At 68.3% G+C, this 13528-nt stretch carries 13 protein-coding genes; 6 read left to right on the forward strand and 7 right to left on the reverse strand.

The features are described 5' to 3' along the window. Nucleotides 1-115: 115 nt before the first annotated feature. Entirely contained in the window at nt 116-880 is a 765-nt protein-coding gene (locus FB390_RS18605; RefSeq protein WP_141810077.1) for an SDR family oxidoreductase, read from the reverse strand. A 186-nt stretch (nt 881-1066) separates the two neighbouring features. On the opposite strand from FB390_RS18605, the gene FB390_RS18610 reads away from it, so the two are divergent. Further along, nucleotides 1067-2698 (forward strand): ABC-F family ATP-binding cassette domain-containing protein, encoded by a 1632-nt coding sequence (locus FB390_RS18610; RefSeq protein ID WP_141810078.1) that lies wholly within the window; start codon nt 1067-1069, stop codon nt 2696-2698. A gap of 83 nt (nt 2699-2781) precedes the next feature. After that, nucleotides 2782-3021 carry a helix-turn-helix domain-containing protein gene (locus FB390_RS18615; RefSeq protein ID WP_067780848.1) on the forward strand — a complete coding sequence of 80 codons (240 nt, stop codon included), beginning with the start codon at nt 2782-2784 and terminating at the stop codon, nt 3019-3021. A gap of 132 nt (nt 3022-3153) precedes the next feature. Here the strand turns inward: FB390_RS18615 and FB390_RS18620 are convergent, their stop codons facing one another. The 4 genes from FB390_RS18620 to FB390_RS18635 form a co-directional block, all read right to left on the reverse strand. Beyond that, entirely contained in the window at nt 3154-4083 is a 930-nt protein-coding gene (locus FB390_RS18620) for an MvdC/MvdD family ATP grasp protein (RefSeq protein ID WP_246124096.1), read from the reverse strand. Nucleotides 4084-4128: 45 nt separating this feature from the next. Beyond that, nucleotides 4129-4584 carry a hypothetical protein gene (locus FB390_RS18625; RefSeq protein WP_141810080.1) on the reverse strand — a complete coding sequence of 152 codons (456 nt, stop codon included), beginning with the start codon at nt 4582-4584 and terminating at the stop codon, nt 4129-4131. A 259-nt stretch (nt 4585-4843) separates the two neighbouring features. After that, entirely contained in the window at nt 4844-5260 is a 417-nt protein-coding gene (locus tag FB390_RS18630) for an acyl-CoA thioesterase (RefSeq protein ID WP_141810081.1), read from the reverse strand. 78 nt (nt 5261-5338) lie between these two features. Beyond that, nucleotides 5339-5842, reverse strand: coding sequence for a cupin domain-containing protein (locus FB390_RS18635; protein ID WP_141810082.1), 504 nt, complete (start codon nt 5840-5842; stop codon nt 5339-5341). Nucleotides 5843-5911: 69 nt separating this feature from the next. Between FB390_RS18635 and FB390_RS18640 the strand changes: the two genes are divergently transcribed. Then, nucleotides 5912-6418: a MarR family winged helix-turn-helix transcriptional regulator gene (locus FB390_RS18640; protein ID WP_141810083.1), complete on the forward strand. Its 507-nt coding sequence runs from the start codon at nt 5912-5914 to the stop codon at nt 6416-6418. Nucleotides 6419-6544: 126 nt separating this feature from the next. Next, nucleotides 6545-7336: a hypothetical protein gene (locus tag FB390_RS18645; protein ID WP_141810084.1), complete on the forward strand. Its 792-nt coding sequence runs from the start codon at nt 6545-6547 to the stop codon at nt 7334-7336. 6 nt (nt 7337-7342) lie between these two features. On the opposite strand, the gene FB390_RS18650 is transcribed toward FB390_RS18645, so the two are convergent. Continuing rightward, nucleotides 7343-7909: a TetR/AcrR family transcriptional regulator gene (locus FB390_RS18650; RefSeq protein ID WP_011210017.1), complete on the reverse strand. Its 567-nt coding sequence runs from the start codon at nt 7907-7909 to the stop codon at nt 7343-7345. A 209-nt stretch (nt 7910-8118) separates the two neighbouring features. After that, on the reverse strand, nt 8119-10920 hold the full coding sequence (locus FB390_RS18655) for an aconitate hydratase (protein ID WP_141810085.1): 2802 nt from the start codon (nt 10918-10920) through the stop codon (nt 8119-8121). 290 nt (nt 10921-11210) lie between these two features. Between FB390_RS18655 and FB390_RS18660 the strand changes: the two genes are divergently transcribed. Further along, on the forward strand, nt 11211-11786 hold the full coding sequence (locus FB390_RS18660; RefSeq protein WP_141810086.1) for an Rv1476 family membrane protein: 576 nt from the start codon (nt 11211-11213) through the stop codon (nt 11784-11786). 266 nt (nt 11787-12052) lie between these two features. Further along, nucleotides 12053-13471, forward strand: a complete 1419-nt coding sequence (locus tag FB390_RS18665) for an NlpC/P60 family protein (RefSeq protein WP_141810087.1) — start codon at nt 12053-12055, stop codon at nt 13469-13471. Nucleotides 13472-13528 lie beyond the last annotated feature (57 nt).

A 13528-nucleotide genomic window follows, 5' to 3' on the forward strand; every position in this document is an offset into this window, starting at 1 on the left:
GCTCGCCGCCGCTCGACGATGATCGGCCGCCGTCGTGCGGTGCCGGTCGGCCGTCGCCGCTCGCTGACGATCGGCCGCCGTAGTCCGGCGCCGACCGGCCGTGGCTCGCCGTCGATCAGATGCCGCCGGTGGACAGCAGGCCGCCGTCGACGCGCACGGTCTCGCCGGTGATCCACGCGGCCTCGTCGGACACCAGGAACGCGATCAGCCGCGCGACGTCCTCGGGCACGCCGAGCCGCTTCATCGGGTACACGGCCGCGGCCCGCTCCTCGTCGGCGGAGTAGAGCGCGTCGGCGAACTTGGTCTTGACCACGCCGGGCGCCACCGCGTTCACCCGGATCTTCGGGCCGAGCTGCCAGGCCAGCTCGTCGGTGAGGTGGATCAGCGCGGCCTTGGAGGCGCCGTAGGCGGCGATCACGCCGCTGGACCGGATGCCGGCGACGCTGGCGACGTTCACGATCGCGCCGCCGTTGTCGCGCATCCAGGCCTTGTACGCCTCCTGGATGTAGCCGAGCGCGGCGACCACGTTGACGTCGAAGATCTTGCGCACCGCGTCCAGGTCCGCGTCCATCAGCGCGCCGTAGATCGGGTTGATGCCGGTGTTGTTGATCAGGATGTCGAGCGAGCCGAACTCCGAGACCGCGCGCTCGACCGCCGCGGCGCGGCTCTCCGCGTCACCGGAGTTGCCCGCCAGCGCGACGACTTGGCCCTGGTGGCCCAAGGCACGCAGCTCGGCGGCCGCCTCCTCCAGCGGTTCCGGTTTCCGCGCGGTGATCACCACGTTCGCGCCGCGGCGCAGCAGCTCGGCCGCCACGGCCTTGCCGATGCCCCGGCTGGCCCCGCTGACCAGCGCGCTCTTGCCCAACAGATCGGTACTCATGGCATCGCACGCTACCGAAGCCGGACCGACGGCAGTTATCGCGGTCACACCGGCTTCCTCGGCTGCGGGGCCCGTCGCGGGCCCGGGTAAAATCGGTGGTTCTTGTGCATCGAGGGGCGCACAATCGAGCAGCGACTGCCCGGCCCCGCCGTGCCACGACCACCACCATCCGTGAGGAGCCCATCTGTGATCACCGCGACCGACCTCGAGGTTCGGGCCGGAGTCCGGACCCTGCTGTCGGCGCCCGGTCCCGCGCTGCGGGTGCAGGCCGGTGACCGCATCGGACTGGTCGGGCGCAACGGCGCGGGCAAGACGACCACGCTGCGCATCCTCGCGGGCGAGGGCGAGCCGTACGCCGGAAAGATCCTGCGCTCCAGCGAGATCGGCTATCTGCCGCAGGATCCCAAGGAAGGCAACCTGGACGTGCTCGCGCGCGACCGGGTGCTCTCCGCGCGCGGCCTGGACACGCTGATCCGCGACATGGAGAAGCAGCAGGCGCTGATGGCCGAGGTGGCCGACGAGAAGGAGCGCGAGAAGGCGGTCCGCAAGTACGGCAGGCTCGAGGAACGGTTCTCGGCGCTGGGCGGCTATGTCGCCGAGAGCGAGGCCGCGCGGATCTGCCACAGCCTCGGCCTGCCCGACCGGGTGCTCGGCCAGCCGCTGCGCACGCTCTCCGGCGGTCAGCGCCGCCGAATCGAACTGGCGCGCATCCTGTTCTCCGCCTCCGACGGCAGCGGCGGACGCTCGGATCGCATCCTGCTGCTCGACGAGCCGACCAACCACCTCGACGCCGACTCGATCACCTGGCTGCGCGGATTCCTGCAGAGCCACGAGGGCGGCCTGATCGTGATCAGCCACGACGTCGAACTGCTCGACGCGGTGGTCAACAAGGTGTGGTTCCTCGACGCCGTGCGCGGCGAGGCCGACGTCTACAACATGGGCTGGAAGAAGTACCTCGACGCCCGCGCCACCGACGAACAGCGCCGCCGCCGCGAGCGCGCCAACGCCGAGAAGAAGGCGTCCGCGCTCAAGGCGCAGGCCGCCAAGCTCGGCGCCAAGGCGACGAAAGCCGTTGCGGCACAGAACATGGTCAAGCGCGCCGAGCGGCTGCTCAACGAGCTGGACGACGTGCGCGTCGCCGACAAGGTGGCCAGGATCAAGTTCCCCGAGCCCGCCGCCTGCGGCAAGACGCCGCTGATGGCCGAGAATCTGACCAAGATGTACGGCTCGCTGGAGATCTTCACCGGCGTGGACCTGGCGATCGACCGCGGCAGCCGGGTCGTGGTGCTCGGCCTCAACGGCGCGGGCAAGACGACGCTGCTGCGCCTGCTCGCCGGGGTGGAGCAGCCGACGGCGGGTGGGCTGGTGCCGGGGCACGGTCTGAAGATCGGTTACTTCGCCCAGGAGCACGACACCCTCGACGACGACGCCACGGTGTGGGAGAACATCCGGCACGCGGCGCCGGACGCGGGCGAACAGGACCTGCGCGGCCTGCTCGGCGCGTTCATGTTCACCGGTCCGCAGCTCGACCAGCCCGCGGGCACCCTCTCCGGCGGCGAGAAGACCCGCTTGGCGCTGGCCGGTCTGGTGTCCTCGGCGGCCAATGTGCTGCTGCTCGACGAGCCGACCAACAACCTGGACCCGGTGTCCCGTGAGCAGGTGCTCGACGCGCTGCGCACCTACGCGGGGGCGGTCGTTCTGGTGACCCACGATCCGGGCGCCGCGGAGGCTTTGTCGCCGGAGCGGGTCATTCTCCTCCCCGATGGCACCGAGGACCACTGGTCCGCGGAATATTTGGAACTGATTCAGCTCGCGTGAGTTTCATCACACGAACCCGTTGATCACGGCCTGCTCAGTGCTTAGCCTGGAAAGACGCGCTGCTCGGCGACTCGGAGGAAGCCATGAGCGACAGGGCCACACAAAGCAAGGCCACATTGGGTAAGGGCACACGCGTCACGGGGAAATCGCGTGACCGTCTGCAATCGCAGCTGAAGAAGCAATACGAGGCGGGCGCCAGCATTCGTTCGCTGGCGCGGTCGACCGGACGCTCCTACGGTTTCATCCACAACGTGCTGGTGGAGTCGCACGTGCAGCTCCGCAGCAGGGGTGGCGCGAACCGGCGTAAGAGCCCCGGAAAGTAACGCCCCGCGCCCGCTCGAATCGGTGGCAGCGCAAAGTCTTTGGCAGCCACCGCGGGAAGTTCTTCGCGTCGGCGTCGTCCCTTCGCCGGGACGGCGCCGACGAGAGGAGGAGCGGGAGACGCGTGCCGGCGGTCAGTATCCGGGAACCATGCCGTCGCTGTGCACGAGCAGGTTGGACAGGCTCTGGAAGATCGGCAGGCCGGTCTTGATCTCCAGGTAGGCGAACTGTCCCTGGGGGTTGACCTCCAGGAAGTAGTACTCGCCGTCCAAGCCCAGGCGCAGGTCGAGGACCCCGAAGCTGAGCCCGAGCGCGCCCATGAGCGTGGCCAGGGATTTGCTCACCGAGGCGGGCAGCTGGTCGCGGGTGAACTCGACGGAGGTGTCCAGCCGGGAATCGACCCGGCCGACGCCCGCCTGGGAGTCGATGCGCACCGTCCAGGCGATGCCGTCCACCCACACCACCCGCAGGTCGCACTCGGCTTGGATGTAGTCCTGGAAGGTGGTCGGCGCCGACCGGATGCCGGCCAGCTTGCCGAAATCGGCGGCCGTGATGATCCTGGTCTCGGCGAATTCCGCGCGTCCCGTGCCGGTGCGCTTGTAAACCACTGCGCCGGGCCGTGATTCGACGAAGCTGCGCGCCTCGTCCGGATCGTTGGTGATCAGCGTCTCCGGGATCGCGAACCCGGCGCGCTGTGCCGTCTCCAGTTGGACGATCTTGCGCGCCGCGGTGCGGTCGGCGCCGGGATCGTTGATCCAGAACGCCGGGATCGACCACAGCAGGCCCTGGATGAAGCCGTCGCACTCGGCCTGGCGGTAGGCGTCGTCGGAGGCGCGCACGCCGCCGGGCACCTGGCACGGGTGCGGCCGCCGCCACCACACCGAACGGACGGTGTCGAGCCCGATGACGTGCGAGAGCGAGCGCGTGGTGCCGAGCCGGTCCAGCCGGAAACTGCCCGACTCGCGCGGGAAGTCGCGCAGGTCGAGGTGTATCGGACTGAGCCCGTGGTGTTCTCGCAATGTCGCCGCCATCGCGGTGGCGTGCAGATCATCGGTTTCGGACACGATCAGGACCGAGCCTGGGAGCCGGCTCACCATGGGCAGGTCCGCTCAGTCGAGGCTGTCGCAGTTGATGCCGTCGTCACTCGTCGCGAAGGATTTCGTCTGGCAATAGGTATAGGTCGCGCCGGTGCCCGCCGGATAGTCCACGAGCCGCAGGCGGTCGGCCCAGGTGGCCGTGAGTTGTTGCAGCAGTTCGTCACCCAGCGCTTCCGAGGGCGCGGCGGCGATGGTCATCGGCCGGTCGACGAGGTCGATGCGCAGTCGCTGGGTGAAGTCGGCGGTGGCGCCGGGGCGGATGTCCACCAGAACCGGCCGGCCGTCGCTCGCTTGGTCGTCGCCGACGTTGTCGAGCATGCGGAGCACATCGTCACGGCGGAAGGTCCACGTGCCCTCGGCGACGCGGACGGAGATCTCGCGTTCCGACTCGGCCACCAAAAGGCCCTGCAGTGCGGGTGCGCGGTCTTCCGTCGACGTGACACCGGGTCGGTGGATTGCGTCGGCCATGGTCTGCTCTCCGATCTGCTCGCGATTTGCCAGGACCCCCGAGCGTGAACTGGATCATAACGCGGAAGGGGGCGGCCCCGGCCCGGATCGAAAGATTTCACGGCCGTTGGCAAACCGGATCCGGACACGGAAGGCGCTAGCGCCGAAAGATTTTCGGCAGTCCGAAAATGGCCCTACCGCAATCTTCTAGCTAATTCCGATTGGGGGTAGCGGACGAGTATTGCCCAAGATTGGCGGCCATGTCGACCGCCGCGCCGCGCTACAGGCCGAGCAGATCCGGTCGCTCGGCGAGAGCTCGGAAACGCTCGCCCGGATCGGCGACCAGCTTGCGCTCGGCCAGATCGAGCAGGCCTCCGACGACGGCGACCTCGGCCGACACCGTGCCGTCGAGCTTGCGGATCTGCTGGCGCATCCGGAAGATCTTGCCTTCGGTCCAAGCGAATTCGCAGCTGATCGTCACCTCGTCGCCGCCGCGCAACTCACGCAAATACTTGATGTTCGTCTCCAGGACCACCGGCCCGACGCCGGATTCGATGAGCTTTTCCTGGCCGAGCCCGGCGGCGCGCAGCAGCTCCCAGCGGGCGTGCTCGGCGTATTGGAGGTACACCGCCTGATTCAGGTGGCCCTGGGTGTCGAGCTCGTAACCGCGGACGACGACGGGGACGGAAAAGGTCATGTAAAAGCGAACTCGTCGCAGTCCGTTGTTGTTCCCGCGTTCGCTGACGTCTGCGCCACACTCCGCTGGCCGCGCGCATCACCGCCGGTTGGCGGTTCGCTCGGCCCACCACCGCGGGGCGTCCACGAAGTGGTTGTCGAATTCCTCTTGTGTCGCAGCGAGATCGGCGAGCGTCGCCTCGCCCTTGCCGATGCGGTCGAGCAGGCGGAAGTACTCGAAACGCTCGACGCCGGGCATGAGCGCGATCAGCAGCCGGGCCGCGCTGCCGGGCGCCGCGCCGAACGCGTGCGGCATGAACTTGGGCACCACCAGCGCGCCGCCCGCGCCCACGGTGACGATCCGATCGCCTGCCAGCACCTGGAGTTCGCCCTCGGCCACGTAGAACAGCTCGTCGGATTTGGTGTGGTAGTGCGGCGCGGCGCCGTCGGCGCCCTCGGCCAGGGTGACCTCCAAGCTGCTGACCGACCCGCCGGTCTCGTTGGCGTCGATCAGCAGACGCATCCGGACGGTGTCGGTCCGCAAGGTCTCCGCGTCCTGCGGCTGACGGACGGCGAGGTCGCGGTGGGGAAGGGCGGCGGTCATGACGACTCCTGTAGTTCGGTGCTTGATAATTCGCTACCGAACTATATACCGGCGAATAGAATCCCGTCCATGACCGAAGTGAAACCGGACGCGGTGGACGCCATCGCCGAGCAGTGGCGGCGCGAGCGGCCCGATCTCGATCTGGAGGCGATGGCGATCGTGGGGCGGCTCGGGCGGCTCATGGTCGTGGCGCAGCAGGCGATCGAAGCCGTCTTCGTCGCACACGGATTGCAGCGCGGCGAATTCGATGTGCTTGCCGCCCTGCGGCGTTCGGGCGAACCGTTCCAGCTGAACCCGTCGGTGCTCGCCGACACGCTGATGCTCTCGCGCGCGGGCATGACCGGCCGCCTGGATCGGCTGGAATCGGCGGGGCTGGTGCGCCGCATCGCCGACGCGGCCGATCGGCGCGCCGTTCGGGTGGCGCTCACCGACGAGGGCAGGCAACTGGTCGACACCGTGGTAACGGAGCACACCCGCAACGAGACCCGCATCCTCTCGGTGCTCTCCGCGCAGGACCGCAAGGACCTGGACCGCATCGCGCGGCGTCTGCTCGCCAGTCTCGAAGGCGACGACTGACATTCGGCCGGGCGCGTCGGGGGAACCGTCGCGCGAAATCGAGTAGTGCGCTACTCGTGTGCCGGGCGGCGCGCCGAAGTACCGTGTGGCTCTGCTTTCAGACCTTCAGGCGGTCAAGGAGAAACGATGATCGACATCATCACCCTCCGGGGCACCGGCGAGCCCCGCAACCCGGACGGCGCGCCCGCGGGCATGCTGCGCGACGTCACCAAACTGCTCGACCCGGAGAAGTTCACCGCGTTCGAGCCGAACTGGCCCGCCTCGGTCGGGCCGACGCCGGACGTGTGGGGTCCCTCGCTGGAGACCTCGGTCCGGCTCGGCGTCGCGGCCGGGGTGCGCGCCATTCAGGATTCGCCGAATGTCTGTGGGCTGCTGAGTTATTCGCTCGGCGGCATCTGCGCGAGCCGGATACTGGAGGGTGTGCGGTCGGGCAAGTACAAGAACTTCGACGGTTCGCCGCTGGAGATCGCGTTCGTGGTGAACATCGCCAATCCGATGCGCAAAGCCGGTCAGTCCGTGGGGAATCTGTGCCCGCCGTCCACCTACGGACTGCACGGCCAGCGCGGCGCGTGGCCCGGCCTCGACGTCCGGGAATACGCCAACCCCGGCGACATCATCACCTCCTCGCCGCCGGATTCCCCGCTGCGCGTGATCGATGTGGGCATCTCCCCGTTCTCGTTCGTCGAGGGCGCGCGCTTCGGCAACGTGACCCCGCTGATCTTCGAGGAACTCCTGCGCTTCCTGTTGCAGAACCCGCTGGCGAATCTGGACCGCTACAGCAAGGCCGTGCAGGGCGTCATCGGCTACCTCACCCCGTGGCCCGACGGCCAGCACGTCCTGTATTCCGGCCGCAACATGCCCGGCACGAACGTCCTCTGGACCACCCACGCGGCCGACTACCTCAACGCCACCTACTGAGCCGGGTCAGTCCTTGCGGCGGACCGACGCTTCGACGAGATCCAGCACCGCGGAGAGGTTCTCGTTGGTGTGGCCGGAGGCGATCCTGGCGATGAGACCGTCGAGGACCAAGTCGAGATAGCCGAGCAGGACGTCGGTCGGGACATCGTCACGCAGCGCGCCCGCGGCCTTGCGCCGCTCCAGGCGGGCCAGGGTGGCCGCGGTCAGCTCGGCGGAGCGCTGGGTCCAACCCGCGCGGAACTCGGGATCGGTGCGCAGCCTGCGCGCGATCTCCAAACGGGTGCCGAGCCAATTGAATTGCTCGGGGTGGGCGAGCATATCGCGCATCACCTGCACGATGCCCTGGTTGGCCGCGACGTCTGCCATGCGCTCGGCGTCCTCCTGCGCGAGCGCGAGGAACAGCGCGTCCTTGTCGCGGAAGTGGTGGAAGATGGCGCCGCGAGACAGTCCGATGGCCTCTTCCAGGCGGCGCACGGTGGCGCCGTCGTAGCCGTATTCGGCAAAGCAGCGTCGCGCCCCGTCGAGGATCTGGCTGCGCCGGGCGGCGAGGTGGTCATCGCTGACCTTGGGCATGGGCGTGGCTCCTCCGAAAGAGTGACGCTGCGGGATGCGGAGAGGTCCGCGCACCGCCGGGGCGATGCGCGGACCTTCCACACGGGCGGCGAGCCGGATAACCGACTCGGCCGCGAATCACGGGATCATCCCCGCGTGCGCGGGGAGTTTCAGCCGCGGATCATGGGATCATCCCCGCGTGCGCGGGGACCGGGCTGAGCAAATCGAGATCAGCCGCGAATCATGTTCCGCAGCACGTACTGCAGGATGCCGCCGTTGCGGTAGTAGTCGGCCTCACCGGGGGTGTCGATCCGGACCACCGCGTCGAAGGTGATCTTCTCACCGCTCTCCTTGGTGGCGGTCACCTTCAGGGTCTTCGGAGTCACACCCTCGTTCAGCTTGGTGATGCCCTCGATGTCGAAGACCTCGGTGCCGTCCAGGCCCAGCGACTTGGCGCTCTCACCGGCCGGGAACTGCAGCGGGATCACGCCCATACCGATGAGGTTGGAGCGGTGGATGCGCTCGAACGACTCGGTGATGACCGCCTTCACGCCGAGCAGGCGGGTGCCCTTGGCCGCCCAGTCGCGCGACGAACCCGAGCCGTACTCCTTGCCGCCCAGCACGACCAGCGGGATGCCCGCGGCCTGGTAGTTCTGCGAGGCGTCGTAGATGAAGGCCTGCGGGCCGCCCTCCTGGGTGAAGTCGCGGGTGTAACCGCCCGAGACGTCGTCGAGCAGCTGGTTGCGCAGCCGGATGTTGGCGAAGGTGCCGCGGATCATCACCTCGTGGTTACCGCGACGCGAGCCGAGGGAGTTGTAGTCCTTGCGCTCCACGCCGTGCGAGTCGAGGTACTGCGCGGCCGGGGTGCCGGGCTTGATCGGACCGGCCGGGCTGATGTGGTCGGTGGTGACCGAGTCGCCGAGCAGCGCGAGGACGCGAGCGCCCTTGATGTCGGTGACCGGCGACGGCTCCAGCTCCATGCCGTCGAAGTACGGCGCCTTGCGGACGTAGGTCGAGTTCTCGTCCCACGCGAAGGTGTCGCCCTCGGGGGTGGACAGGTTCTGCCAGCGCTCGTCGCCCTTGAAGACGTCGGCGTAGGACTTGGTGAACATGTCGCGGTTGATCGCCGACTTGATGGTGTCGTCGATCTCCTGCGGGGACGGCCAGATGTCGCGCAGGTAGACGTCGTTGCCCTCGGTGTCCTTGCCGAGCGCGTCGGTCTCGAAGTCGAAGTCCATGGTGCCCGCGAGCGCGTAGGCGATGACCAGCGGCGGCGAGGCCAGGTAGTTCATCTTCACGTCGGGCGAGATACGACCCTCGAAGTTGCGGTTGCCGGACAGCACCGCGGTGACCGAGAGGTCGTTGTCGTTGATCGCCTTGGAGATCTCGTCCGGCAGCGGGCCGGTGTTGCCGATGCAGGTGGTGCAGCCGAAACCGCCCACGTAGAAGCCGAGCTTCTCCAGGTACGGCCACAGGCCGGCCTTCTCGTAGTAGTCGGCGACGACCTGCGAGCCCGGGGCCATGTTGGTCTTGACCCACGGCTTGGAGGACAGGCCCTTCTCCACCGCGTTGCGGGCCAGCAGGGCGGCGCCGAGCATGACCGACGGGTTGGAGGTGTTGGTGCAGGAGGTGATACCCGCGACGACCACGGCGCCGTGATCGAGCACGAAGTCGCCACGCTCGGGATCGGAGACCTTGACCGGCTTGGTCGGGCGGCCTTCGGAGCCGTTGGCGGCGGTGGGCAGCACGGCGTCGTCCTCGGCGAAGGACAGCACGGCCGGATCGCTGGCCGGGAAGGACTCCTCGACGGCCTCGTCCAGCTGGGTGTGCGGCGCGCCTTCACCCTCGGTGACGTAGTTGCAGATGTCCTTGCGGAAGGCGATCTTGCTCTCCGACAGCAGGATTCGGTCCTGCGGGCGCTTCGGGCCTGCGATGGACGGCACCACGGTGCTCAGGTCCAGCTCCAGGTACTCCGAGTAGGCGGGCTCGCGGTCGGCGTCGTGCCACATGCCCTGCTCCTTGGCGTACGCCTCGACGAGCGCGAGCTGCTCGTCGGTGCGGCCGGTGAGGCGCAGGTAGTTGATGGTCTCGGCGTCGATCGGGAAGATCGCCGCGGTGGAGCCGAACTCGGGGCTCATGTTGCCGAGGGTGGCGCGGTTGGCCAGCGGCACCTCGGCGACGCCCTTGCCGTAGAACTCGACGAACTTGCCGACCACACCGTGCTTGCGCAGCATGTCGGTGACGGTGAGCACGACGTCGGTCGCGGTCACGCCGGGCTGGATCTCACCGGTCAGCTTGAAGCCGACGACGCGCGGGATGAGCATGGAGACCGGCTGGCCCAGCATGGCCGCCTCGGCCTCGATGCCGCCGACGCCCCAGCCGAGCACGCCCAGGCCGTTGACCATGGTGGTGTGCGAGTCGGTGCCGACGCAGGTGTCGGGGTAGGCCTGGCCGTTGCGGACCATGACGGTGGGCGCCAGGTACTCGATGTTGACCTGGTGCACGATGCCCATGCCCGGCGGGACGACGCGGAAGTCGTCGAAGGCGCCCTGGCCCCAGCGCAGGAACTGGTAGCGCTCGCCGTTGCGCTCGTACTCGAGCTCGACGTTGCGCTCCAGCGCGTCGGCGCGGCCGAACACGTCGAGGATGACCGAGTGGTCGATGACCATGTCGGCGGGGGAGAGCGGGTTGACCTTGTTCGGGTCGCCGCCGAGGGCGGTGACGGCCTCACGCATGGTGGCCAGGTCGACGACACAGGGCACGCCGGTGAAGTCCTGCATGATCACGCGGGCCGGGGTGAACTGGATCTCGGTGTCGGGCTCGGCCGACGGATCCCAGTTCGCGATGGCGCGGATGTGGTCGGCGGTGATGTTCGCGCCGTCCTCGGTGCGGAGCAGGTTCTCCGCGAGGACCTTCAGTGCGTAGGGGAGTTTTTCGGTGCCGGGCACGGCCGAGAGACGGAAGATCTCGTAGGAGTTGCTTCCGACCTCGAGGGTGCCCTTGGCGCCGAAAGTATCGATACTTGTCGTCACGTCAGCTCCACTCGTCTGTGAGGGTTGGCCACCGGCGGGGCTGTGCCGGCGACTCGAGTCTTTGGAGGGGCTCCTGCGCCTGGGAGAGCGCCGGTTCCTCGCGCCACGACTCTAACAGTACGCTTGTCCTGTGAAACACGCGGGGGCCGGTCGGCGTGGCGGGTGGCACTGTCCGAACATCGGGTCGCGTACTGTGCTTTCGAGCTAGCCGGGGTTGTAGTTAGCTCACCCTGCAGTGTTGGATGCCCGTCGCAGCGCTCGCTGACGCGGCTCGACAGACCGGATGGAAGATGGCCCCCTCGTACACCTCGGTGTTCTCCCCCATGGCCGCGGAGCTGCCGCCCACCATCAACGACAGCGCGTTGCGGACCATCAAGGCCGACGTCGCCGACAATCACGTGGCGACGCCGAAGGGGAAGGATCAGGCGGGACTCGAGGCGATCGTGGCGGAGGCGCGATCCAACGGGATCCCGCTCAGCATCGTGGTGATTCCCGGCAATCCCGGTCACGACTCCAATCTACGGGACCTGGCCACCGAGATCGGCAAGACCGAACACGGCACCGTCGTGGTGCTCAGCGACGACTGGGTCGGCACCTACAGCGACTCCATCAGCCGGGTGAAGCTGGAGTGGGCCGAGGATGCCGCCAAGAGCAAGCAGGGCAACTCGGTCGAGGCCGCGCGGATCTTCGTCGGCCGCCTCGAAGAGCCGGAAACCTTCTCGTGGACCGCGATCACCAGCGTGTTGCTGGCCGGTACCGCGATCGTCGTCGCCGGCCTGTACTGGGTGAAGTCCCGGCGTTCCACGGCCGAATCCGCCGCCGTCGCGGCCACCGAGCGCGACGACCTCGGCACTCCCGCTCGATAAGCGGTCTCTCTTTCACCCCTTTTCATAACGATCGGTTGGTTTTCTCCCCCTAACACCGATCGGCAATCCGGCTAATTCTTGGCAATGCGCAAATTACGTGCATGTCATTATGTTGCTGATGTTTTCTTGGTGAAAGAAGTGTCGTACGGTTCATGTGGTTACCGATGGGGAACAAGTTTCGTAGAGGGTTACCCGCCGCCCAATGAGCTTGATGGTGCGGTTGGGGCTCGTGAGGCGAAGCCGCGTTCGAGTCCTTGGGAGGTGCCATGCACAAAAAAGGTCCGACCGGTCGGTCGCAGGGCCTATCGGTCGCTCTGGGGTTGCTCGTCTCCGTCGCCGTGGTGCTGACCGCGGGACCGACCACCGCTGTGCCGCCCGCGCCGCCCAATCCGAGCGACGGTGAGATCGCCGCGGCGGGCGCCCGCGTCGATGCGGGCGTCACCGAGGTCGGCGCGCTGATCAACCAGGTCGGCACGGTGAATCAGCAGCTGCGGGAACTCGACGACGCGGTGGCGCGCAAGCGCGAGGAAGTCAACAAAGCGCTGGTCGATCTGCAGAGCGCGCGGGAGGCGGCCGACGCGGCCGCCGCCGCTGTCGTACGGACCCAGACCGACCTCTCCGACGCGGGAACCAAGGTCGCGCAGGCGCGGCGCAATTTCGACGAGTTCGCCACCCAGGCCTACACCAGACCCTCCTCGGGCTCGATGGTCACCTACCTGGCGGCCTCGTCGCCCGGCGGCGCGATCGACCGCTCCCAGGTGCTCGGCCTGGTCACGAAGAACCAGCAGCAGGTGCTCGACGCGCTGCGCCGCGCGCAGATCGAGCAGGGCAACCGGAATTCCACCGCGCGCCAAGCCAAATCGGAGGCCGACGCGGCCGCCGCGGTGGCCGAGCAGAAGAAGAACGACGCCGAGCACGCGGTCGCCGCGGCCAAGGCCGAACTCGACCAGCAGACCGTGCGGCGCGACACCTTGCTGCGCGAGCGCGACGCCGCGCAGGGCAGGCTCGACATCGCCCGCGCCAACGTCACCGGTCTGCAGGGCCAGCGCGAGGCCTTCCTGGCCTGGGACGAACAGCGCCGCGCCGAAGAGGCCGCGATCCGCGCCGCCGCGTCGGCCGCCGCCGCCCGCGCCGCCGCCGACCAGGCCGCGCGCGATCGTGCCGCCCAGGCGGGCGACGGTCGGCGCCCGCACACCCAGCTCGAGAACGCTCCCGCCCCGAAGCAGAGCACGCCCCGCCCCAGCGGACCGGCGGCGCGCGGCTCGCAGGCGGTGGAAATCGTGGTGGACCGGGCGCTTTCGCAATTGGGCGTGCAGTACGCCTGGGGCGGCGGCGACGAGAACGGCCCGACGCTCGGCATTCGCGACGGCGGCGTGGCCGACAGCCACGGCGATTACAACAAAGTCGGCTTCGACTGCTCGGGCTTGATGATCTACGCCTTCGCGGGCATCGGCGTCTCGCTGCCGCACTACAGCGGATATCAATACAACGCGGGCACCCGCGTTCCGGTGGACGAGCGAGCCCGCGGCGACATGCTGTTCTGGGGGCCGAGCGGCAGCCAGCACGTGGCGCTCTACCTGGGCAACGGGAAGATGGTCGAAGCGCCGCAATCCGGCGACGTGGTGAAGGTTTCGCCGGTGCGGGAAAGCGGCATCATGCCCTATGCGGTGCGCATCGTCTCCTGAGAATCGGCCATCGATCCGGCGCGAATTGCACTGATACCGGAGCCGGTTGCGGCATGC

This window comes from Nocardia bhagyanarayanae, from assembly GCF_006716565.1.
Taxonomy (GTDB): domain Bacteria; phylum Actinomycetota; class Actinomycetes; order Mycobacteriales; family Mycobacteriaceae; genus Nocardia; species Nocardia bhagyanarayanae.

Bases quoted from the DNA above. Each gene is read 5' to 3' on its own strand.
- FB390_RS18660 (WP_141810086.1), top strand. From the start codon at position 11,211: ATGGCCCCCTCGTACACCTCGGTGTTCTCCCCCATGGCCGCGGAGCTG.
- FB390_RS18645 (WP_141810084.1), top strand. From the start codon at position 6,545: ATGATCGACATCATCACCCTCCGGGGCACCGGCGAGCCCCGCAACCCG.
- FB390_RS18630 (WP_141810081.1), bottom strand. From the start codon at position 5,260: ATGACCTTTTCCGTCCCCGTCGTCGTCCGCGGTTACGAGCTCGACACC.
- FB390_RS18605 (WP_141810077.1), bottom strand. From the start codon at position 880: ATGAGTACCGATCTGTTGGGCAAGAGCGCGCTGGTCAGCGGGGCCAGC.
- FB390_RS18625 (WP_141810080.1), bottom strand. From the start codon at position 4,584: ATGGCCGACGCAATCCACCGACCCGGTGTCACGTCGACGGAAGACCGC.
- FB390_RS18615 (WP_067780848.1), top strand. From the start codon at position 2,782: ATGAGCGACAGGGCCACACAAAGCAAGGCCACATTGGGTAAGGGCACA.
- FB390_RS18665 (WP_141810087.1), top strand. From the start codon at position 12,053: ATGCACAAAAAAGGTCCGACCGGTCGGTCGCAGGGCCTATCGGTCGCT.
- FB390_RS18650 (WP_011210017.1), bottom strand. From the start codon at position 7,909: ATGCCCAAGGTCAGCGATGACCACCTCGCCGCCCGGCGCAGCCAGATC.
- FB390_RS18640 (WP_141810083.1), top strand. From the start codon at position 5,912: ATGACCGAAGTGAAACCGGACGCGGTGGACGCCATCGCCGAGCAGTGG.
- FB390_RS18635 (WP_141810082.1), bottom strand. From the start codon at position 5,842: ATGACCGCCGCCCTTCCCCACCGCGACCTCGCCGTCCGTCAGCCGCAG.